Source organism: Sporosarcina sp. GW1-11, assembly GCF_033088395.1.
Taxonomy (GTDB): domain Bacteria; phylum Bacillota; class Bacilli; order Bacillales_A; family Planococcaceae; genus Sporosarcina.
This window is the reverse complement of the sequence record NZ_JAPMIW010000030.1, coordinates 1-21977: the sequence shown is the minus strand read 5'-3', so window position 1 is coordinate 21977 and position 21977 is coordinate 1. Positions and strand designations below refer to the sequence as shown.

Here is a 21977-nt window from a genome sequence, read left to right as displayed (position 1 = left end):
GGATGCCTGTTTTTATGGTTTATTCTTCTTCACTAACGCCGAAATACGTAATAATTTCTTCGTTCGTTTTACGTGGAGCTGCTTTAGGTAATGTATCGAAATAGCCGAATTGAAGCATGCTGATGATGCGTTCACCTGGTTGTACGTCTAAACGTTCGCGGAATTTCGGATTATCTAGGAATGGTGGTGTTTTCCAGCACGTTCCAATGCCTCGATCCCACGCGAGCAATTGAATATTTTGGATTAGCATACTCGCAGCCGCAAAATCTTCCAATCGTTCTTTTTGGCGTGCATCTTCAGGTACGATAATGAAAACAGCTGCACTTGCAGATGTAAACTTCTTCATTTGCTTGTCTAAGTCTTCATCGGAAAGTTGCTTCCAGTTCGCTACGCCAAATTCCTTCAGTACTTCAAGAAGCTGCTCATACTGCTCATCTGCAGCGACAATTAAGCGCCAAGGATTACGGTTTCCGTGGTTCGGTGCCCAAACGGCATCTTCTATTATTTCAGGTATAATTTCAGGTTCGATCGGTTGACCATTAAAGTTTTTTATCGAGCGCCGCTTGACGATGGCCTCTCTAACCGATAATGCTTGTTCATTCACACTCAACCTTCTCCTTTGCATGTGTACTATAACTGCTTCTAAGTATACCTAACTTGGCGGGTAGTTACTAGGGGAGAAGCAAAAAAACACTTCGAACGCCTAGTTTTTCTTTAAGAGAAATAGTCATCTATTTTGAAGAAAATATACGTTGCATTAGGTGAATAGGCGTAGGAATCTTTATAGTCCCATGTTCGGTGATACGCATTATAAGTGTGTGCATTGACTAGTGGTGTATTGCCGTCTTTTGCCGTCACAATGGTCGAATGATCAAAACGTCCATCTCCTTGGAAATCATATGCGATGACGTCCCCGATTTGAAGTTCTTCAGCCGAGCCTACTTGAGTTGCTGTTAAACCTTTCTTAGAAGTAGCTAAATACCAACGCAATGAATGAGCTACGGTAAAACTGAAACTCCATGTCCCCTGGCGTAGCCACCAACCCTTTTCGCGATTAGGATAGCCATGCATCGGTGCACCACCTGCTAATAGACACTGGGAAATATAATTCGTACAATCATCATCCACTATAGGAAACGCTGAATTCCTACTATCCCACCATTTATCTGCATAACGCACTGCCGCTTGTCGATCATACAAAAAAACCCCTCCTTGCCAAACTATATGACAAGAAAAGGTTATGAATTAATGATTTAACACTTTAGATAAAAAGTTTTTAGCACGTTCGGTATCTGGATTCGAAAAGAACTTAGCAGGCGTAGCTTGTTCCACTACTTTACCGTCTGCCATAAAAATGATTTCATCACAAATTTCTTTTGCAAAGCCCATTTCATGTGTCACGACAACCATCGTCATGCCCTCTTTCGCTAGCTTGCGGATGGCATCCAATACTTCCGTCACCATTTCAGGATCTAGCGCAGATGTCGGTTCATCAAACAGCATTACTTGAGGTTCCATCGCAAGCGCACGAGCGATTGCAACACGCTGTTGCTGGCCGCCTGATAAGCGGTTTGGATAAGCATCAAATTTATCACCTAATCCTAGCGAAGTGAGCAATTCGCGCCCTTTTTCTTCAGCAGCATTTTTACTTAGCCCTTTAACACGAATCGGTGCAAGCGTCACATTTTGTAACGCTGTCAAGAATGGATACAGATTAAAGCTTTGGAACACGAAGCCGATTTCGGTACGTGCTTTATTGATATCTACTTTTTTATCATGAATGGAAATACCGTCTACTATGATCTCTCCATTATCGATTGGTTCTAGTGCATTGATTGTTCGGATTAACGTGGACTTACCTGCACCACTTGGGCCGATGATTGCGACTACATGGGATTTAGGCACTTCTAGTGAGACGTCCGTCAGCACTTGGTTCATACCGAATGTTTTATTGACATGTTTAATAGTAATCATTTCTGGCACTCCTTCACATCAGGTCTCATTGGTTTTCCCTCGATAACAGTCGTTGTTCGATCGCACGAATAATCATGGACAGCGTAAACGTCATGACGAAATAGATCAGACCGACGAACGTCCACACTTCAATTGAACGGAACGTAGTGGAAACTAAGTTTTTCGCATTCAATGTCAATTCTGCTGCGCCGATTACAGAAATCAAAGAAGAATCCTTAATTAGCATGATGAATTGTGAAGCAAGCGGTGGTAGAACGCGACGGAATGCTTGTGGTAAAACGATTAGACGCATCGCTTGCCAATAACTCATACCTGAAGAACGTGCCGCTTCCATTTGTCCTCTTGGCACACCTTGAATACCTGAGCGAACGATTTCCGCGATGAATGCCGCTGTAAAAATCGCAAGTCCAATAATCGAGCCCCAATACGAGCCGAGCTGCAAGAACTGTCCTAATACAAAGAAAATCCAGATTAGCAACACTAGCAACGGAACACCACGCATAATTTCTACGTAAGCGGAAGATAGCCAACGTAATAATCGGTTGCGGGAAATCCTACCCATTCCCACGATTACACCGATTGGAATAGCAAGAAGTAACGCAATCGCTGAAATTTCCAGCGTCTTTAACGCACCTTCAATAAAGATGTCCATGTTTTGTGAGATTACACTGAAGTCATATTCATATCCGCCCATATTAGTCTTCCGTAACCTTATTCAGCCAGTCACTTTCTTCAAACCAGCGTTTTCTAGATTCCAATTCTGCTGGACTATCGATATAGCTATGCAAGAATGAATTCAACCACTGAATCGTTTCAAAGTCATTTTTCTTTAAAGCGATTCCAAGATTTTCTGAAGACAACAAGCCTTCCATTTGATGTACTTTCCCTTCATTTTGCAAGCGCCAAACAGCAATAGCTGGCTCGTCATAAATGACAGCATCCGCTTGGCCAGAACCCATCGTCGTAGCCGCAAGAGGGAAATCATCAAAATCTACTACTTCAGCATTTTTGAATAGGGATTTTGCAAGTAGTGCACCTGTTGTTCCTACACCTACCGCAATTTTCTTACCTTTTACATCAAGTTCTTCCCAAGACTTAATATCTTTATTTGCAGAAGGCACCATAATTGCTTGCCCTGTTCTGTAATATGGATTTGTCATGCTGACCGCTAGTGCGCGATCGCCACGAATCGTCATACCCGCGATGACCAGATCCACTGAACCCGTTTGAAGGGCTGGCGTTAAACCATCGAAAACGAATTGTTTAAACTCTACATCTACTTTCAGCCATTCACCAATAGCGTTTGCTAAGTCGATGTCATATCCAACAAATCCGCCTTCTGTACTTTTCATTTGGAAAGGGAAATAACCTGGTGCGACCCCGACTACTAACTTCTTATTGTCTTGGATCTTTTTTAAAGTGGACTTCTCTGTCGATACCGTTCCTCCACTATCACTGTTACTACAACCTGCAATGATCAACATAAGGATGAGTACTACTGCTGAAACAATCTTCTTCATTCATTTCCCTTCTTTCTTTATCTTTTTGCAAACCTTGTGAATTAAAGAAATTATAAGTTACTAATAGAGCACTGTCTACTGCCAATAAACTATGCGGTAAACAAATATCCGCTACTACCTGTCTTAATATACTATATAGCGCATATTTATGCGACAAGTATTATGAAATAGTTTTATCTCCGCTTTTTAAGCGGTATGCTAGTAGATACATGCTATTTCTCATTCCATAGTACAAAAAAAGTGGTAGCTCTCGAAGACTCACTTCAAGAACTACCACAAGTTTGTTTATGGAGCATAGGGGGCTCGAACCCCTGACCTTTGCACTGCCAGCGCAACGCTCTCCCAGCTGAGCTAATGCCCCTCGTTTCTGATACAATATAGAGTATATCAACTAGCCATAGAAAAGACAATAGGCAAGGAAGGTGGTATGACAGATGCAGCATGAAGAAAGGCAAATTCCAGAAACGGTACCTCTATGCGATTCTAAAGGTCTTCTTAATCCCGACTCGATCGGTTTTTCACATAATCCATTAGTAATCAGCAACCTAAAAGGTCAGTTCATGAAAAAGAAACGATGGAATCATTGGTCCATCTATGGAGAAGATTTATTATTTTCCGCAACCATTGTCCACTTGGATTACAAAGCTCTTTGCCTAATTTACATATTGAATTACGAAACACAAAGATTTTATGAAAAGCAAATATCTATACCTTTTGGGCGACGCGTCCACATGCCACACGAACCATTGGATAGTATTAAATTCATTCATGATGAAATTACAGTTCAGGTCATTCATATGCAAGGTGAAACGCATTTATCTGTAACCATTCCAAACTTTGATAATGAAATTTTACATGCAGATTTGCATATTATACATCCTGAAAAAGATGACTCTTTAAATGTTGTAGTCCCAAAAAGTCGTGATTCTTTCCATTTCACATCCAAGCATACGATTTTACCAACGGGCGGTTTTGTTAAAGTTGGAGATCGACGCTATGACTTCAATCCATATTACAGCTTTGCCGTATACGATTACAGCCGGGGCGTTTGGTCCAATATGGCGAACTGGGAATGGGCAACAGCTTCACAGCGGACAGGTGGTAAAAGGGTCGGATTAAATTTAGGAGGAAGTTGGACAGATGGAACAGGTATTACTGAAAATGCCGTATTCGTAGAGGGTACGATGTATAAATTTCATGAAGATGTAGTATTTGAACGAGATAAAGATCTTCTCATGAATCCTTGGCGTATTCACACTAAGTTCTCAGACGATATTTCCTTACTATTCAAACCGTTCTTCCAAAACCAAACGCTAGAACAGTATTTCACTCGCAAAATGTCTGTCAGTCAAATAGTCGGATATTACCACGGAAAGATTCGCTTGCCTAATGGACAAATTCTGCCCATTCGCCAAATGCTAGGTTCTATTCTTGAGCGAAAATATCTATAAATAATAATTTACTACCTACTGAATTAGAAATTCGTTGTTTAGCGCTCCCCTTTTTAGGTGATAATATAATTACCATTACTTAGAAAGGATGTAGCATATGTCTTTTTACAAAATATTATCGATTATTGGAATTTCGTCTCTTTTAGTAGTCGGGGGCTGTTCCAAAAAGGAAGATCCACCAAATAATAATACAGCCATTGGTTTTGAGGAGGATGAGAAAGGTAAAGGCAGTACCATTAACACTGGTGATAGTTATGGCTTCACGGATTTTGATTTGACGATCAAGAAAGATGATAAGAAGATTGAAGTCGATTATGAAGGTGTAAAGCCTGGTGACGCGGAATATCTGAATGAGTTTCAAGAAGTAAATCAAAAAGGTAATGAAGCGATTAATAGTATGCATCCTATGTTTATCGAGATCTTGATCGATAGTAAGACGACGCAGGAGCAAGCGATCGATAAGATTCTTCAATGGTACGGTCTTGATGATTACGATGAGTTTGATCTAGACGTTACGTTTTCAGATAACACAACATTAGAAATTGATGAAAAGAAATAAAGTACACTCGCTTATCCAGCGTATTGGATAAGCGAGTTTTTTGTTGTCAACAAAGGCAACGCGAAGTGTACTCGCGCATTTTAGACGGATGTGTTCCTATGACGTTACTCACCCGTCAAACTTGCTGTCGATAGCATGTTTTAGCGGGTTATGGTTCATATGGTTGAATTGGATCTGGTGGCGCCACGGTCTTCTTCTTTTGATTGCCACCTACAGATAACCAAATGACTCCGAGTAGCATGATGATCGCACCACCCATTTGCCAGACACCCATCAGTTGATCTAGCCAAACGACAGATACTACCATCGCAGTTAGCGGTTCAAAGCTAGACAATACACTCGTCTCTACAGGAGAAATGTACGTCATACTTTGCAGGAACAGAATAAAGGCAAGCGTCCCCATGATGATAACGAGCAGCAACATACCCATCGCCGGGCCATCAAGCAAGACCGCTAGATTCATGAAGAATTTCGGTAAATTGATAATGAATAACGTTACTCCACCAATGAACATCCCCCAACCAACAACGAGTAATACGCCCCACTCCGCCATCAAAACGACTGGGTACAATGTATAAAATGTAAAGGCGAATCCAACAACTACGCCCCATATAATGGCGGTTGAGTTCAATGAAATGCTAGAAAACGAACCATTCGTCAATAACAGAATCAGGCCGAACAATGCGACAATCATTCCAATCACTTGCCCACCCGGAGGAAAGGTACGCTGGGTAACGGATAATAAAATAATGATATAAACAGGCGCGACGAATTGAAAGAGTGTAGCTACTACAGCGTCACTATACGCAATCGTCTGAACGAATCCAAACTGTACACCGAGCATGCCCACCACACCGAATGCGATCATCTTTCGCAACCACAGTTTCTGCCTCATCGGACGCCCTACTTGTATGCCTTTAGCCTTTAATAATAAAAGAACAGCCGCTCCTGCTATCGTCAGACGCAAGATCAACATCATGGAAACTGACATATCACTATGATGCAAAATCCATTCCATCATAGGTCCTGTAGCCCCCCATAACATTGAACCTATGACGATCATCATAATTCCTTTCACTCGTAACATAATCCATCACCCCTAAAAATAATTGCTGATTTCTTTACGTATAGTATAAAGTTCATACTTATAATATAGACACAAGGCGATATTCGCTTATAATAGTTATATAGTAGAACTTGAAAGGAGCATTCTCTAATGAATACTATCGACTTCCCTGAAACAAAAGAATATAACTCATTAGTCAATAGTCTCGACAAATTTCAATTAGTCATCCATACAGATGGTGAAGGACTAATAACCTATGCAAATCAAAATTACTTACATGTGAGTAGATGGACACCTAAACGCATCATTGGAAAATCTATTTGGCAAATGTTTTCGGATCGCGCCGAAAACCAAAAGGTCGTCAACTCGATTTGGGATCGTTTACTGTTAGGTCAGTCCTGGTCAGGTAAAGTAGAAAAAATGTCTCGCGACGGCAAGCCGTTTTTTGTAAATATGCTAGCTGTCCCTACCACTACCGATGAAGGCGAATTACAATCCGCACTTTTCTTAGAACTGGATATTACAGAAGATATCCGCTTGCAAGAAAAGCTAGGAGAAATCGCATTTATTGATGTAGAAACTGGATTAATGAGCCGCCACAAATTGGAAAAAGTCGTTAATGAGCGGGTTAGCAAAGGACTTCATTTTTCATTCGTCTATTTAACAATCGATCATTACTTCACTATGAAAGAATTACAATCTTCAGATTCTGAAACACAACTGATTCAAGAATTCACTAATCGTCTAAAGCGTTATTTCCAAGATAGCCCGATTGCACGGATTGACACGAATAGTTTCGTCGTCCTCACAGCATTTGGTGATTGGTATATTCAAGGATTCTATGATTTTCTAAAACAACAACCGATTTACTTAAGTCATAACGCACAAACGCTTTCGATCAGCGGCGGGATTGTACGTTTCCCCGAAGATCAACAAACATATGTGCAGTTATATCAAGTAGCTCTTGCGGCTGCGAATGAAGTCATTAGCTCAGGTGGCGGACGAATCGCTTCACTCTCTGCCGCGTCTCATAAAACGTTAAATCGCCGTCTTGAAATCGATCGTAAAATGCTGACAGCGCTAGACCGAAATTCATTACACGTTGCTTATCAGCCGCAATTCGATATTGCCAGCAATAAGATTACTTGCTATGAAGCATTGGTTCGCTGGGAAGATGAGGAGCTCGGCGTCATTAGTCCTGATGAATTGATTCCCATCGCAGAAGAAAATGGATTGATAGAAGAAGTCGGAGCCTACGTAGCAGAAGAAGCGATGACATTTGCGACGAAATGGCACCGCGCGGGTACGGATATGGACATTTCCATTAACTCTTCTGTTCGAGAATCATTGAATCCACAATGGAAAGACCGTCTACTCTCTATCTTAAACGATACAGGCTGTCCGGCAAACAAAGTATACTTAGAGTTCACAGAAACATTCGCTCTCAAGGCGGAGGAAGAACAATCTATACTCACTCAAATGTCCGAGCTTCAAAACCTCGGATTCCAATTCACGCTAGACGACTTTGGTTCAGGTTATGCATCGTTGCGCTATTTGCAACACTTGCCTGTCTCAACTATCAAAATCGACCGGATCTTTACCGAAGTTTTACTTAGTAATCCAAAGACGCAAAAGTTAGTAGAAGGAATTATTCAGCTTTCCAAAAAGTTGAACCTATATACGGTCGCTGAAGGCGTCGTCAATGAAGACCAGTTTAATTTGTTGAAGGAAATGGGAATCGATGCGGTACAAGGTCACTATATTGGTATACCACTACCCGCTGACCAAATCGATATTTACTAAAATTAGTCCACTAAAATTAGATGGAGCTCCTTTCATATAGAAAGGGCTCCATTTTTTCGTTTATATGGGTAGTTAGATTTTATCTGCCTATTTCCTTACAGCTTACTGGACGGGGGATGAAAATACAATGTTTTTGTATTGAGGTCGGTTAGGCTATGAGCGCGGGGACGATTCCTATGAGCGCGGGAACGATTCCTATGAGCGCGGGAACGCTTCCTATGAGCGCGAGAACGATTTCTATGAGCGCGGGGACGCTTTCTATGAGCGCGAGAATGCTTTCTATGAGCGCGAGAACGATTTCTATGAGCGCGAGAACGATTTCTATGAGCGCGAGAATGCTTTCTATGAGCGCGAGATCGATTTCTATGAGCGCGGGAATGCTTCCTATGAGCGCGAGAACGATTCCTATGAGCGCGAGAACGATTTCTATGAGCGCGGGGACGCTTCCTATGAGCGCGTGATCGATTTCTATGAGCGCGGGGACGCTTCCTATGAGCGCGTGATCGATTTCTATGAGCGCGGGAACGCTTCCTATGAGCGCGGGGACGCTTCCTATGAGCGCGTGATCGATTTCTATGAGCGCGGGGACGCTTCCTATGAGCGCGGGAACGCTTCCTATGAGCGCGAGAACGATTCCTATGAGCGCGAGAACGCTTCCTATGAGCGCGAGAACGCTTCCTATGAGCGCGAGATCGATTTCTATGAGCGCGAGAACGCTTCCTATGAGCGCGAGAACGCTTCCTATGAGCGCGAGAACGATTCCTATGAGCGCGAGAACGATTCCTATGAGCGCGGGAACGCTTCCTATGAGCGCGGGAACGATTCCTATGAGCGCGAGAACGATTTCTATGAGCGCGGACACAAATTACTCTATCACTTCTCCACTACATCCAACACTCTAAATCCATCCAACGAGTAACTATTCACTTCACCCGCGGCAATCGTGTACACGGCATCGCCACTATACAACAAACGCTGAACCTCTCTCTCCCAATCCATATAATCCTGCGTAATTGAATCAGTCAAATTCGCCTTCATCGTAATGCCTTTCTCTGCAGTAATTTCATAAATCATCGCACCAACCTTTTCAAGATGCAGATAATTACCGTTCTTCCCTTCCTTGTAAACAGTAATCGGAAAGCCGAAGAGATTTCTTGCTGGATGAATAAACAACGCACGGTGATCATGTTGAACAGGGGAATACGTACCTTGCTCTCCAATGATTTCAAACGCTTGTTCTTTCGGATTGGCGAAATCTGTAACGTCAAACAAGGAAATCTTCATCCCCCGCGTCTGGATAATTGGCTCCCCGCCTTGTGGATTTTTCTTCGCAACAGTCTCGTAGCCGAAGCCGATTAAATGTCCATCGGCAAGCGGATGCAAGTAATTGCTGAAGCCCGGAATTTTTAACTCACCTAACACTTTCGGATTTCTAGGATCCCCGACGTCCATGACGAATAGCGGATCCGTTTCGCGAAATGTCACCATATAGGCTTTATCTCCGATGAAACGCGCAGAGTAGATTCGTTCATTGACCGCAAGATTTTCCACCGAACCGACTTGCTTCATCTCGCTATCTAAAATGAATAAATGGTTTTTGGCAACATTTTTCTCATCCCATAGATTGCCTTCCGTCGTCACGACCCGGAAATAGCCATCATGCTCATCCATTGAAAATTGATTTAAAATCGTTCCTTTTAATTGGGCGGTTTGCTGGAAATTAATCGACGTACCGTTCAATGCGAATTTGAATACTTCACTATTTCCTGCCATATAGCTCCGCCCTTCATCATATTGCGTGGACGTTAAGTAGATATTGTCCTTCGACATATACAGTTGTTCACCACTACCTAAATACGCTTTCGTCTGAACACTGCCCTCAGCTGCGGAGCGAATATCGATTGCCGTAATGACAGAATAAGAAGGTTCCATCGCACCAGGCAAGATGGAGATTTTATCTAATTCCATCGGTTGTGACGTACGGTTTATAGTAGAATCAAAAACTTTCGGCAAATATTGTTCGCCTTCAACTGGCATATCTGTCATCCAATACATCGGCTGGTTATTCGTGATCATATAGACGTGCTGATCAATTTTTCGCGTGCCGATAATATAGCCTTCCGCCCCTGCTTCGCGCAGTAGTTTTGGTTGCTTTCGATTCGTCACATCATAGACACGAATAACGGAAAGCTCTTGCATAGGCATGATGCGATTGGAAGTCATCGCATCAGGCGATTGTGATTGTCGGTTACCGATTACTACAAGGAGGTCATCATCTACATACAATTCTCTCGGATAAAACTGACCGCCAAAGTTTGTCACACTAGCGTTTACCATGTTCTTCGGATTACGGATATCTGTAATCATTAGTTCTTCGTAGTTCGTAACATCATAAATGAAGTCGCCGTCTGTTTTGACAATATCCGCTTCATCGACACCCGCCACTTGCTGATTCGTTTCGGAATAATTGGAATTCCCTTGCGCCGTTGCTTTATCTTCAGAAGCTGACTCCATCACGACATCGTCTCTACCCATAAAGGTATTGCGTTTCTTTACTTGCGCAAAAAACTTCTCAATCTCTTTCACCGATGTGACCGGTTGAACCGATTCAATCACAGCAAATGAAACCGTTGAATTCGCCGCGCGTTGCCAACCACCAAAGCTATTTAGCGGCAAATGTACTTGATACTCGCCAGGTGGTAACTCGCCTATCTTTAATGAACTTTTTTCATTGCCATAAGTCATTTTTGCGGGCACTTTTTTATTCTGCTGATCCGTTACATAAAACTTCGATGCATCGACTGTACCTGGTGATGTAAAATACAACGTCAACGGCTGACCCGCAAGTACCGATTTCGCTGACTTGATTCCTACTTTTGGCCACAGTAGAAAGCTCGCCAGTACGAGTACCGCGACGATGCTGACGACGGCTAGCGCTTTATTTTTCTTCATATCCTTCATCCTCTCCAATAGTTACTGTTATTGGAGTAGACTGAAGTTTATTGATTTGGTTACAGTGTGCTAAAAAAAATGAATCACCACGCTCTTGAAAATTGCAATAAGTCGTGCAGTAACTATAATTATAATTCACTTGATCGACGAAAGAGGTTTTTAAATGGAACAAAAGCAATACGAATACTTAGTAGACAATCCGAATGTCAAAGTTCTGCCTATCATGTTAACTCTAATTATTGGCGCCTTTTTCGCTATTTTGAATGAAACATTATTAAATATCGCACTCGTCACGCTGATGGATGAATTTACAATTACTTTACCAACTGTACAATGGATGGCGACTGGCTTCATGCTCGTCATGGCTGTTGTCATTCCTGTTTCAGCCTTATTACTGCAATGGTTCACGATCCGACAATTATTTATCGGGACGATGACCGTATTCACCATCGGAACCATTATCGCAGCGAGCGCGCCAACTTTCGCTATTTTATTAACCGGCCGACTCTTTCAAGCCGTTGGAACCGGTTTACTCATGCCCATTATTTTCAACGTCTTCTTGCTCATTTACCCACCCGAACGTCGCGGGAAAATCATGGGGCTTATCGGACTCGTTATTATGTTTGCGCCCGCGATCGGACCTACATTATCTGGAGTCATTGTTCACTATTTAGGTTGGCGCTATTTATTCATCCTCGTTATTCCATTCTCGTTATTTTCCATTGCCTTTGGTTATAAATACTTAGTCAATGTATCTGAAGTGACGAAACCTAAAATCGATTATGTATCATTGGTATTTTCAACAATCGGTTTCGGTTCACTCGTCTATGGATTCAGTTCTGTTGGTGAAAGCGCGAACGGCTTTGCGAGTCCCATCGTATTGCTGTTCATCGGCACAGGCGTGATCGGTATCGCCCTTTTCGCAATGAGACAATTAAAATTACAAGAGCCCGTTATGGATTTGCGCGTTTTCCGTTATCCAATGTTCACACACGCAGTTCTCATGTTTTTAATCATCATCATGGCGATGTTTGCTTCGGAAATTATTTTACCGATTTATATGCAAGGACCTCTCGCCCTAACCGCTGCGACAGCTGGACTGATTTTGTTACCAGGTAGTATTTTAAATGGTATTATGTCACCGTTCATGGGGCATTTATTTGATAAATATGGACCCCGTGTACTCATGATTCCTTCAAGTATTGTGTTATGTGCAACGATGTTTATGATGAGTCGATTAACCATTGATACGCCTATTTGGATCGTCGTTGTTAGTTATATTTTACTCATGTTGACCGTATCCGCTATTATGATGCCAGCAGAAACGAATGGATTAAATCAATTACCTAAACGATTGTACCCACATGGAACAGCTGTCATGTCCACGTTGCAGCCAGTTGCGGGTGCGATTGGTGTCTCGGTTTTCATAAGTATTATGAATGCTAGACAATTAAAATTCTTAGATCAATCCGCTACACCAACTGATCCTACTACGGTGAATTTAGCATTAGTTGCAGGGGTCGAACTCGTTTATTTCATTGCTTTTGCGATGTCGATTGTCTCGGTTATTTTATCGTTTACCGTCTATCGGGCGAAACCGATAGAGGATGTTACGGAATCGAAAGTTTAAAATTTCTATTAAAATAAGCGTAGTTGAGATATTGCTCTCAACTACGCTATTTTTATGTTTCATTACCTACAGTGAATTCAACTTGTGCTTCGATCATGTATTTTCTTTCATCTTCGTCTGCTAGAGTGAAGTTGGCGGATCCATTCACGATATAATGACCACTTGGATAGTCTTTTTTCATAACCTTTTTCATAAAGTCCTTATACTCTTCTTTAGATTGTTCAGAATACCCCCACCGTCCATTTTATTTAGATTTATGGTCGGCAGTCAGTATTACAAACGCACCAATAATTACTATTCCAAAGATTAATATCATTAAAGCAATACCAAAAACATCAGGTTTAATGAGCAAGGTTATAAGAACGATGGGAGAGAACGCCATTGTGAATATTGCAGTAGATTTAATATAGCGAATAACATTTGGAGAGAATTCAGGCTCATCTTGGTACTTCATTTACTTTCAAGATAGGTAATGAGATAAGCATTTTGTTCATTCATTCTTTTAGCATATTCTCGTTGGCATTCTTCTGGTTTCATATCTAACTTTTTGGCTTGTGATTGTGCGTACTGACGAATTTGCTTCCCACCTTCATCTTTTGTGTTTTTGGGAGGTAGTTTCGTAAACCAGTCACCGTCAGCTTCTAAATTGTCAGTAATATCAAGGGCCTTATCTTCTACTTCCTGTTTTACCAATTCAAATTTAATTGCCCAATCAAGATAATCCAACGCAGTATCGTCGGGGTATAAAAATCGTAAATCACCAATCGTAATTTCCTGTCCTTTTACAATGGCTGCTGTTTCGTTATCGTCATATTTCGATATGCCATTACACCCAGTTAGAAGAATAAGGAGAAGCACAAAAGAGAACTTTAAAGATTTTGACATGAAAATGGCCCGATTGCTTTTTCTTCAAGAATTACACTTTCTTGTTTATTAACCTTTGTCTAAAATCTTAAGTAATGAACTAACAGCAAACAATATAAATGCAATTCGAGTTATGACATAGAAAGAAAGTTCAACTGTAGTCAGTTTCCTTTCCCTCTTGATTTTTTTGAAATGAAAATAATAATAAATGCCACATATGAGTAATACTACGCCTGAGAGCTGGTACACACTTTCCAGTATTCCGTTCAAGTGAACCCACCTTTCCTAAATACCCTGTAGTTTAATAACGTTAACTAAAATAACCAAGTGAAAGGAAGAAACAACCAATAATCATCAATATTTGTAATGCTGAAATACCAAAGTATTATTCCGACGACTGCAAAAGGTGCATTTTGCCAACCTTTCTTCACCCAACCGAACGAATGCGCTAAAGCCAATATCCATAAAACAAAAGGTATAACAAGCAGGTAGAGACCAATAGACCAACTTCCTAAAAAACTAACAATATACATAATTAATCCCGCCAACCAATAATTCCTTGCAACGTTTTTAACTATTGCTACGATCATTAGGATCAATCCTATTAGGAACAAACCATAAAACATAAATGACCACATAGATGCTTCACCTCATTGTTAATTTTAACAACGGCAAAATCATTCGTTCAATAACTGCTCCTACGACGGACAAATAAAAGCTTGCTACTGCACTAACAAATGGCCTGATTCGGGAACAGTTCATCTTACGAGCTGAAATGCCAACGCTCGTAAAACAAGCACCATAAGAGCGATACCCCAAACGATATACTTTTTTCTGTTAAGCTCTGTTAATTGATCTTAAGGAAGTTGCAAATTGGTTATTAATATCCTTTCAAGTATCCTCGTTCTTTTTTGTTTATTTGTTCTTATAGAAAGAACAATAAAAAATCAGAAACTTTTCTATACTATACTTTTTTGTATTGATAACTTTAAAGAGTCTTTGTTATTTATAAGATTTTAAAACACACTAGATTCATTGATCATTACAACCTCAATAAGTATCAATCGGCTAGGGCTATTTATGTTTCAAAAACCGCTAATTCACAAGTGAATTAGCGGTCCTTTTTCGTCAATTAATTAAGCCTTTACTAACACTATTTTCGAAAGTTGCTCAATCGCCTGTTCAATCAATTCCACTTTCTGAACGAGCGCAAGTCGCACATAACCTTCACCTGCTGTACCGAAAATACTTCCCGGCACCATAACGACACCAACTTGTTTAATCGCTTCGAAGACGAATTCTTTATCGTCTATGTCAAACGGATATTTTGCCCAAACGAACATACCACCTTCTGATGGAGTCGTTTCCCAGCCTAGTGATGCAAGTCCATTCATTAACGCATGGTGACGCTTCGAAAATTCTGCACGCAAGCAATCGGTAATTTCTTCCCCGTTATCAAGAGCTACGGCTGCAGCTTCTTGAATCGGGCCGAATGTGCCGTAGTCAAGGTTGGATTTCAATTCTTGAAGCACTTTAATCATCTCCGCATTGCCGACGAAGTATGCGATACGTGCCCCGGCTAAACTAAAGCTTTTTGATAGAGAATTGATTTCCATGCCGACTTCTTTCGCCCCTGGAGTTGTTAAGAAACTCGCAGGTCGATCGCCGGTGAAGTAGTATTCGGAATACGCTGCGTCGTGCAGTACGATAATTTCGTATTTTTTTGCGAACGCTACAACTTCTTTGAAGAATTCTTCATTTGGCATGGCAGGCACTGGATTGCCCGGCAAGTTCAATATGAGTAGCTTCGCATTTCGTGCCACTTCTTCTGGTACTTCGTTCAAATCAGGTAAGAAGCCGTTTTCTGCAAGCAACGGCATATAGTAAGGAACTGCGCCTGCTAATTTGATTCCAGCATCGTACGCGACATATGCCGGGTTTGTTGTTAGTACATAGTCTCCCGGATCACAAAATGCTAGCGGTAAATGGACGAGTCCTTCCTGCGAACCCATCGTCTGCAAGATTTCTGTTTGTGGATCGATGATAACACCTGTGCGTCGTTTATAGTAATTCGCAACAGCTTCATGGAATCGATTCGTCCCCCCGAGCGTGTAGCCGTAAGATGAGGCCAGTGCACTTTGCTCAGACAACGCTTGACGCACGCGCTCGTCTGGCGGCAGATCCGGGCTACCTAGGCTTAAGTCGATGACGTTAGCTCCAGTTGCACGCTTTTCCGCAGCAGCTGCTTTTAGGTCACCGAAAATAGCGGGTGGAAATATGGACATTTTTTTGGACGGTTTGAATTTCATGAAGTTGCACTCCTTAGCTGTTATAGAATAGTTTGTCAATTCATTATAACACGCAGAGTTGCATCTTGAAAAAAACTTTAGCAATAATCTGTGGATGTTTGTCTAATGCAAATCTGGGCATACTTTTGATGATCAACTTTATAGAGGGAGGATACATGTGACTAACGATAAATTCGAAAAAATTGATAAGCAAGTACCCGGTCAGACGCAAGCTGAACAACCAGGTGTAGAAGAAGACATGCATCCGGCTCCGATTTATGATGATCCCAATCGTAAAGGCGCAGATAAACTACAAGGTAAAACTGCATTAATTACGGGTGGAGACAGTGGTATCGGAAGAGCTGTCGCCGTTGCATTCGCAAAAGAGGGAGCAAATGTCGCGATCGCCTATTTAGCAGACCAGGAAGACGAGGATGCCGATAAAACGCTTAAATTGATTGAACACTATGGCGGTAAGGCGAAGAAATATCAGACGGACATTAGTATAGAAGATAACTGTGAACAGCTGATTCATCAAGTGATTGTGGATTTTGGCGAACTTAATATACTCGTCAATAACGCCGGCAAACAGTTTCCACAAGAGTCGATTGAGAACATTACAGCAAATCAACTCAAAGAAACTTTTGAAACCAATTTCTTTGGACTATTCTATCTCTCAAAAATTGCAGTCGCACATATGAAGAAAGGTGATTGCATTATCAATACTTCTTCAATCACAGCATATAACGGCTCGAAGGACTTGCTTGATTACTCAGCAACGAAAGGCGCTATCACAAGCTTCACACGGTCACTAGCTTTGAACTTGAGCGATAAAGGGATTCGTGTGAATGCTGTGGCTCCAGGCCCAATTTGGACTCCACTCATTCCAGCGACCTTTGATGCAAAAAAAGTTGCAGAACACGGATCTGATACACCGATGAAACGCCGTGGGCAGCCTGTAGAAAATGCGCCCGCTTATGTATTCCTAGCTTCACAAGACGCTAGCTATATGTCCGGACAAACGATTCACGTAAATGGTGGCGATTATGTCGGTTCGTAATTCATGATAAAACAAGCATAGTCTCAAAACTATGCTTGTTTCAATTTATTCCTCAAATGGCCATTTCGGTAACATACGATTTAACTTCTTATCGCTACGTTCGCCTAGCACATATTCCGCTTGCATAATCGTATGAATTTCTCTAGTACCTTCGTAAATCACCGGTGCTTTAGAGTTTCGTAAATAGCGCGCGACGGGAAAATCGTCTGAATAGCCGTATGCGCCGTGAATTTGCACCGCGTCGTCTGCTGCTTGGTTGGCAAAATCACAAGCCTGCCACTTCGCCAGTGACGTTTCACGCGTGTTACGGATTCCTTTATTCTTCAACTCACCTGCACGATAGACGAGAAGTTGACTCATTTGATAGCCCGCTTCCATCTTCGCAAGCATTTGCTGTACCAATTGATGTTCACCAATTTTCTTACCGAATGTCTCGCGTGTTTTAGCGTACTCAATACTCGCCTCAAGACAAGCATTTAACAGACCAACCGCACCCGCCGCCACTGTAAATCGCCCGTTATCTAGCGCTGCCATGGCGATTTTGAATCCTTCACCTTCTTCGCCTACTAAATTAGCTGCTGGCACACGAACGTCTTCGAAAAACAGTTCACCCGTATTACCTGAACGAATTCCATACTTACCTTTAATCGCTTTTGATGAAAAGCCAGGCATCGTTCGTTCTACAATGAACGCGCTAATGCCGTGGTGTTTTTTTGATTTATCCGTATACGCGAAGACGAGGAAATGGTCCGCTGAATCGCAAAGCGAAATCCACGTTTTCTGCCCATTGATTACATACGCATCGCCGTCACGCACGGCAGTCGTCTGAATCGCTGACACATCTGACCCAGCACCGGGTTCCGTTAATCCGAAGGCACCGATCTTTTCACCCTTCGCTTGTGGAACTAAGTATTTCTGCTTTTGCTCTTCCGTTCCCCACTGCATAAGCGTCATACAATTCAGTCCGATATGCACCGAAACTGCTGTACGGAATGCAGTATCTCCACGTTCTAATTCTTCGCATAAAATAGCTAATGAATTATAATCCATGCCACTGCCACCATACTTTTCAGGCACACAAACCCCCATGAACCCGAGATCCGCAAGCCTTTTCCAAATTCCCGGATCAAAGCTACCTTGCGAATCCCATTTCGCTATATGCGGCATAATTTCCGCATCGACAAATTGTCTAGCTGCCTTGCGTAACATGTTTTGTTCATCTGTAAATGTAAAGTCCATCTCCGTGTCCTCCTTTACGATGACTGTTCTTCGATTATTACACCGCGTTTTTTCATTTCTTCTATATAGAGATTTCCAGGCACGATTTGTTCGGGTGGATACGCACCTCTTTTTGTGATCACGCCGTTACCAATCATCTGCGCCACAACGGAAATCGTATTAGCCGTCGCAAGTGCCATCGCTGTTTCATTCGTCGATTGGTCTTTTTCAGTAATCATATTAAACGTCACTGTTTTCGGCTGTCCCTCTTTCATTCCACTAACGATGACACGTAATAATACTGCATCCGACTTGTTGCCAAGACGTAATTGGGGTGTCAGATGTTCTAGCATCACATCACGCACACGCAACGGTTTGCCATCTACTTGGATTACTGATTCTCTCGACAGCAAGCCAAGATCGACTAATAACTTCATCTTTTCTGCATGCCCAGGATAACGAATTGTCTTATATTCTAGCGTCTCAATCGTAGGGAATGATTCTAGTAACGTTGAAGTCCCACCTGATGTATGGAAAGCTTCCATCGTGCCATAACCGGTAAACTCAAGCGACTCTACTTCAGATAATGAAGGCAATTCGACCACATGTCCTTGACGAATGACGCGAGAAGAATCTGTGTAATGGTCAAATAACCCTTCCAATGAAAAGACCACATTGTAATTCAGTGGTGGCTCAGGTTTTACAGGTACACCACCGACGTAAAGCTTGATCTCGCTCGTTTCATCAAGTGTCGAAGCCCCATAACCCGCTAGTATATTGATCATACCAGGTGCCACACCTAGATCTGGAATGAGCGTTACACCTTTAGCAGCCGCTTGTTCATGCAATGCCAAGACTTTATCCGTAGCGCCACCGATATGTCCACCTAGATCGACAACATGTACACCGCGTTCGACTGCACAGCGAGCAACACTCTCATTGAATGTATAAAATAGCGCATTGACGACGATATCGCCAAGTCCAATAACATCACTCAACTGCACGTCATTCCTGGCATCTAGTAAGAGAATATCGAGTTTATCGGACATCAGTTGCTCCGCAAAATCTTCCGCCTGCCGAATCGCTCGGTCTGCTAAATAAACTTTCTTCACTTCATCGTGCTTCACTAAATCCCGAACTACTTCTTTTCCCATTAATCCCGCACCTAATACGACAACTTTCATCTGCCCATCCCTTCTTCCTGTAGTTCATTCTGTATCGATTTGTGCACGTTGCAATTTACCGCTGTAATCAATATATATGCTCTTCCATTCCGTAAAGACATCAAGCGCCGCAACACCTGAATCCCGATGACCATTCCCCGTTCCTTTTGTCCCGCCAAACGGTAAATGAATTTCTGCGCCTGTCGTTCCTGCATTAATATAGACGATTCCTGTATCCAAATCGCGTTGTGCACGGAACACTTTATTGACATCTTGCGAGAAAATTGAACTCGACAGCCCGTACTTATCGCTTCATCGAGGCTGCCGACTGTAATGAGCGAAACGACTGGACCAAAAATTTCTTCTTGTGCGAGGCGACTATCCCATGCCACATCTACGAATAGCGTTGGCTCGAAATAATGACCATTCGCAAAGTCTCCTTCATTCAAGACATTTCCGCCCGCCACTAGCTTCGCACCTTCTTGCTTACCGATTTCTATATAACTCTCTATTTTCTCAAGTGCTTTTGCATTGATAACAGGACCGACCTTCACCGATTCATCCAGCCCATTACCCATCGTCAACTCTTTCATACTTTCAATCAGTCGCGATTGCAATTGCTCTTTGACTGCTTCATGAACAATTACTCGGCTACATGCCGTACAGCGCTGCCCAGCCGTTCCGAATGCACTCCATAAAATTCCTTCAACTGCCAATTCGAGATCTGCATCGTCCATGACAATGACTGCATTTTTACCGCCCATTTCCAATGAGACTTTCTTCAAGTGGCGGCCACCAAGTTCCGCCACTTGACGACCCGTTTCTGTTGATCCGGTAAACGAAATCACTCGTACATCCGGGTGCTCAATCAGTGCCGTTCCAACATCCGCACCCGATCCGAAGACGATATTCGCCACACCATTTGGCAAACCTGCTTCTTTAAAAATCAATGCCATTTCATACGCCATTAACGGAGTTTCCGTTGCCGGCTTCCAAATGAACGTATTACCCGCTACAATGGCTGGGAATGACTTCCACGTCGCAATCGCAATCGGGAAGTTCCAAGGAGTGATCAAGCCAACGACGCCAATAGGAGCACGTACGCTCATAGCGAATTTATCTTGAAGCTCAGACGGTACCGTTTCGCCGAATAAACGACGACCTTCTCCCGCCATATAAAAGGCCATGTCGATACCTTCCTGTACTTCGCCGCGTGCTTCTTCTATTACTTTACCCATTTCTTTCGTCAGTACTTGCGCGAGGTGCTCTTTTTTTTCTTTCATCAGCCGGCCAATTTCATATAAGTAGTCCGCACGTTTCGGTGCCGGTACAAGCGCCCATTGCTTCTGCGCCTTCTTCGCTGCCGCTACCGCTTGCTGAACCTCTTCTTCTGTGGAAAGCGGTACATGTGCTAGCTCTTCTCCGTTCGCTGGATTAATCACAGCCGCATAGTTTGCCGCCTCTTTTTGCCATGCCCCGTCGATGTAGTTAGTAAGTTTCATCTGTCTTGCCCCTTTCCATTTACAGTTTTTTCGTAATTGCCCTTATTAGAGTATTTCGACAATATATCATCCTATTCCTTTATTACGAGACTTATTCTGAAGTTTTTGTAGGCCTAGTTGCATAAGTGATCACCACTGTACTCGCTACGGCGCTGGCGGATGCGTTTGGTGAGGTGAAGTAAGTGGCATAGTTTTTTGAAGTTAGTAAGGGATTCAGTGAGTTTTAGACACTTCAATCCACTTCTGTATGCGGGGAAGTAATTCGTCACTGAACCCACTTCGGCGCTGGCGGATGGCTCCCACAATAAGCCAGACAGGAAGAGCACCTATCTGTCTTATTGCTCCGCCTACCGCTTGTAAGGCGCCTACATTTGGTGAGGGGAAGTAGGTGGTATAGCTCTTTGAAGTTAGTAAGAGATTCAGTGAGTTCTAGACACTTCAATCCACTTCTGTATGCGGTAAAGTAATTCATCACTGAACCCACTGCGGCGCTGGCGGATGGCTCCCACAATAAGCCAGATAGGAAGGGCGCCTATCCGTCTTATTGCTCCGCCTACCGCTTGTAAGGCGCCTTCGTTTTGTGAGGATAAGTAAATGGCATAGTACGTTGAAGTCTAAAAGTGAATTTTCTTATGTAACAAAGCCTACTAAAACTACTCTGCACTCACTAGCGAAGGCACAACTGCGGGGTCGGCCGAAGCTAGGAGACAACTAGCGTCCTTTGCTAGTTGGCTCCTGGCGGGAGGCAATCCCCCACGTGCCGAAGCGTTGATAGAAAGCTGACCTTCACTAACTTCAGTAACATAAAAAAGTCGAGCTACGACACATTACTAACTAGTAGTAAGTTCCAGACACATCAATCCGCTTCTATATGTAGAAATGTAATTCATCACTGAACCCACTGCGGCGCTGGCGGATGGCTCCCGC

Annotated in this window: 20 protein-coding genes, 1 tRNA gene and 1 pseudogene; 5 read left to right on the top strand and 17 right to left on the bottom strand. The window is 42.6% G+C overall.

The annotated features are described in order from the left end of the window. Positions 1-19: 19 nt before the first annotated feature. The 6 genes from ORD22_RS14140 to ORD22_RS14115 form a co-directional block, all read right to left on the bottom strand. A complete protein-coding gene (locus tag ORD22_RS14140; protein ID WP_317646767.1) occupies positions 20-604 on the bottom strand; it encodes a nitroreductase family protein in 585 nt (194 codons plus the stop codon). A 110-nt stretch (positions 605-714) separates the two neighbouring features. Continuing rightward, entirely contained in the window at positions 715-1200 is a 486-nt protein-coding gene (locus ORD22_RS14135) for an amidase domain-containing protein (protein ID WP_317646765.1), read from the bottom strand. Between the two features lie 45 nt (positions 1201-1245). Beyond that, a complete protein-coding gene (locus tag ORD22_RS14130) occupies positions 1246-1974 on the bottom strand; it encodes an amino acid ABC transporter ATP-binding protein (protein WP_317646764.1) in 729 nt (242 codons plus the stop codon). A 25-nt stretch (positions 1975-1999) separates the two neighbouring features. After that, positions 2000-2668: an amino acid ABC transporter permease gene (locus ORD22_RS14125; RefSeq protein WP_317646762.1), complete on the bottom strand. Its 669-nt coding sequence runs from the start codon at positions 2666-2668 to the stop codon at positions 2000-2002. A 1-nt stretch (position 2669) separates the two neighbouring features. Continuing rightward, positions 2670-3494, bottom strand: coding sequence for a transporter substrate-binding domain-containing protein (locus ORD22_RS14120; RefSeq protein WP_317646761.1), 825 nt, complete (start codon positions 3492-3494; stop codon positions 2670-2672). 288 nt (positions 3495-3782) lie between these two features. Then, positions 3783-3855: transfer RNA gene (locus tag ORD22_RS14115), tRNA-Ala, on the bottom strand. Positions 3856-3928: 73 nt separating this feature from the next. Between ORD22_RS14115 and ORD22_RS14110 the strand changes: the two genes are divergently transcribed. Both ORD22_RS14110 and ORD22_RS14105 read left to right on the top strand, forming a co-directional pair. Beyond that, positions 3929-4945: a DUF2804 domain-containing protein gene (locus ORD22_RS14110; protein ID WP_317646760.1), complete on the top strand. Its 1017-nt coding sequence runs from the start codon at positions 3929-3931 to the stop codon at positions 4943-4945. 97 nt (positions 4946-5042) lie between these two features. Beyond that, positions 5043-5504, top strand: coding sequence for a YusW family protein (locus ORD22_RS14105; protein ID WP_317646759.1), 462 nt, complete (start codon positions 5043-5045; stop codon positions 5502-5504). Positions 5505-5652: 148 nt separating this feature from the next. On the opposite strand, the gene ORD22_RS14100 is transcribed toward ORD22_RS14105, so the two are convergent. Continuing rightward, positions 5653-6591 carry a DMT family transporter gene (locus ORD22_RS14100; protein ID WP_317646758.1) on the bottom strand — a complete coding sequence of 313 codons (939 nt, stop codon included), beginning with the start codon at positions 6589-6591 and terminating at the stop codon, positions 5653-5655. Between the two features lie 129 nt (positions 6592-6720). On the opposite strand from ORD22_RS14100, the gene ORD22_RS14095 reads away from it, so the two are divergent. Next, positions 6721-8373 (top strand): sensor domain-containing protein, encoded by a 1653-nt coding sequence (locus ORD22_RS14095; protein WP_317646757.1) that lies wholly within the window; start codon positions 6721-6723, stop codon positions 8371-8373. A gap of 148 nt (positions 8374-8521) precedes the next feature. Here ORD22_RS14095 and ORD22_RS14090 read toward each other — a convergent pair whose 3' ends face one another. Both ORD22_RS14090 and ORD22_RS14085 read right to left on the bottom strand, forming a co-directional pair. Further along, positions 8522-9235: a hypothetical protein gene (locus tag ORD22_RS14090; protein ID WP_317646756.1), complete on the bottom strand. Its 714-nt coding sequence runs from the start codon at positions 9233-9235 to the stop codon at positions 8522-8524. Positions 9236-9246: 11 nt separating this feature from the next. Beyond that, complete coding sequence (locus tag ORD22_RS14085) at positions 9247-11325, bottom strand: beta-propeller domain-containing protein (protein WP_317646755.1); 2079 nt, start codon at positions 11323-11325, stop codon at positions 9247-9249. A 163-nt stretch (positions 11326-11488) separates the two neighbouring features. Between ORD22_RS14085 and ORD22_RS14080 the strand changes: the two genes are divergently transcribed. Continuing rightward, positions 11489-12955: an MDR family MFS transporter gene (locus ORD22_RS14080; protein WP_317646754.1), complete on the top strand. Its 1467-nt coding sequence runs from the start codon at positions 11489-11491 to the stop codon at positions 12953-12955. A gap of 52 nt (positions 12956-13007) precedes the next feature. Here ORD22_RS14080 and ORD22_RS14075 read toward each other — a convergent pair whose 3' ends face one another. From ORD22_RS14075 to ORD22_RS14055, 5 genes are all read right to left on the bottom strand, one after another. Continuing rightward, positions 13008-13148: a hypothetical protein gene (locus ORD22_RS14075; protein ID WP_317646753.1), complete on the bottom strand. Its 141-nt coding sequence runs from the start codon at positions 13146-13148 to the stop codon at positions 13008-13010. 51 nt (positions 13149-13199) lie between these two features. Further along, positions 13200-13409, bottom strand: coding sequence for a hypothetical protein (locus ORD22_RS14070; RefSeq protein ID WP_317646752.1), 210 nt, complete (start codon positions 13407-13409; stop codon positions 13200-13202). Then, entirely contained in the window at positions 13406-13840 is a 435-nt protein-coding gene (locus tag ORD22_RS14065) for a hypothetical protein (RefSeq protein ID WP_317646751.1), read from the bottom strand. Before ORD22_RS14065 ends, ORD22_RS14070 begins: the two co-directional genes overlap by 4 nt. A 293-nt stretch (positions 13841-14133) precedes the next feature. Next, positions 14134-14409, bottom strand: a complete 276-nt coding sequence (locus ORD22_RS14060; RefSeq protein WP_317646750.1) for a hypothetical protein — start codon at positions 14407-14409, stop codon at positions 14134-14136. Positions 14410-14955: 546 nt separating this feature from the next. Next, complete coding sequence (locus tag ORD22_RS14055) at positions 14956-16128, bottom strand: aminotransferase class I/II-fold pyridoxal phosphate-dependent enzyme (protein ID WP_317646749.1); 1173 nt, start codon at positions 16126-16128, stop codon at positions 14956-14958. Between the two features lie 157 nt (positions 16129-16285). On the opposite strand from ORD22_RS14055, the gene ORD22_RS14050 reads away from it, so the two are divergent. After that, complete coding sequence (locus tag ORD22_RS14050; protein WP_317646748.1) at positions 16286-17167, top strand: SDR family oxidoreductase; 882 nt, start codon at positions 16286-16288, stop codon at positions 17165-17167. 45 nt (positions 17168-17212) lie between these two features. On the opposite strand, the gene ORD22_RS14045 is transcribed toward ORD22_RS14050, so the two are convergent. From ORD22_RS14045 to ORD22_RS14035, 3 genes and pseudogenes are all read right to left on the bottom strand, one after another. After that, entirely contained in the window at positions 17213-18406 is a 1194-nt protein-coding gene (locus ORD22_RS14045) for an acyl-CoA dehydrogenase family protein (RefSeq protein ID WP_317646747.1), read from the bottom strand. Between the two features lie 14 nt (positions 18407-18420). Continuing rightward, positions 18421-19569, bottom strand: a complete 1149-nt coding sequence (locus ORD22_RS14040) for a saccharopine dehydrogenase family protein (RefSeq protein ID WP_317646745.1) — start codon at positions 19567-19569, stop codon at positions 18421-18423. Between the two features lie 24 nt (positions 19570-19593). Next, positions 19594-21050, bottom strand: a pseudogene (locus ORD22_RS14035) (aldehyde dehydrogenase family protein). Between the last annotated feature and the right edge of the window lie 927 nt (positions 21051-21977).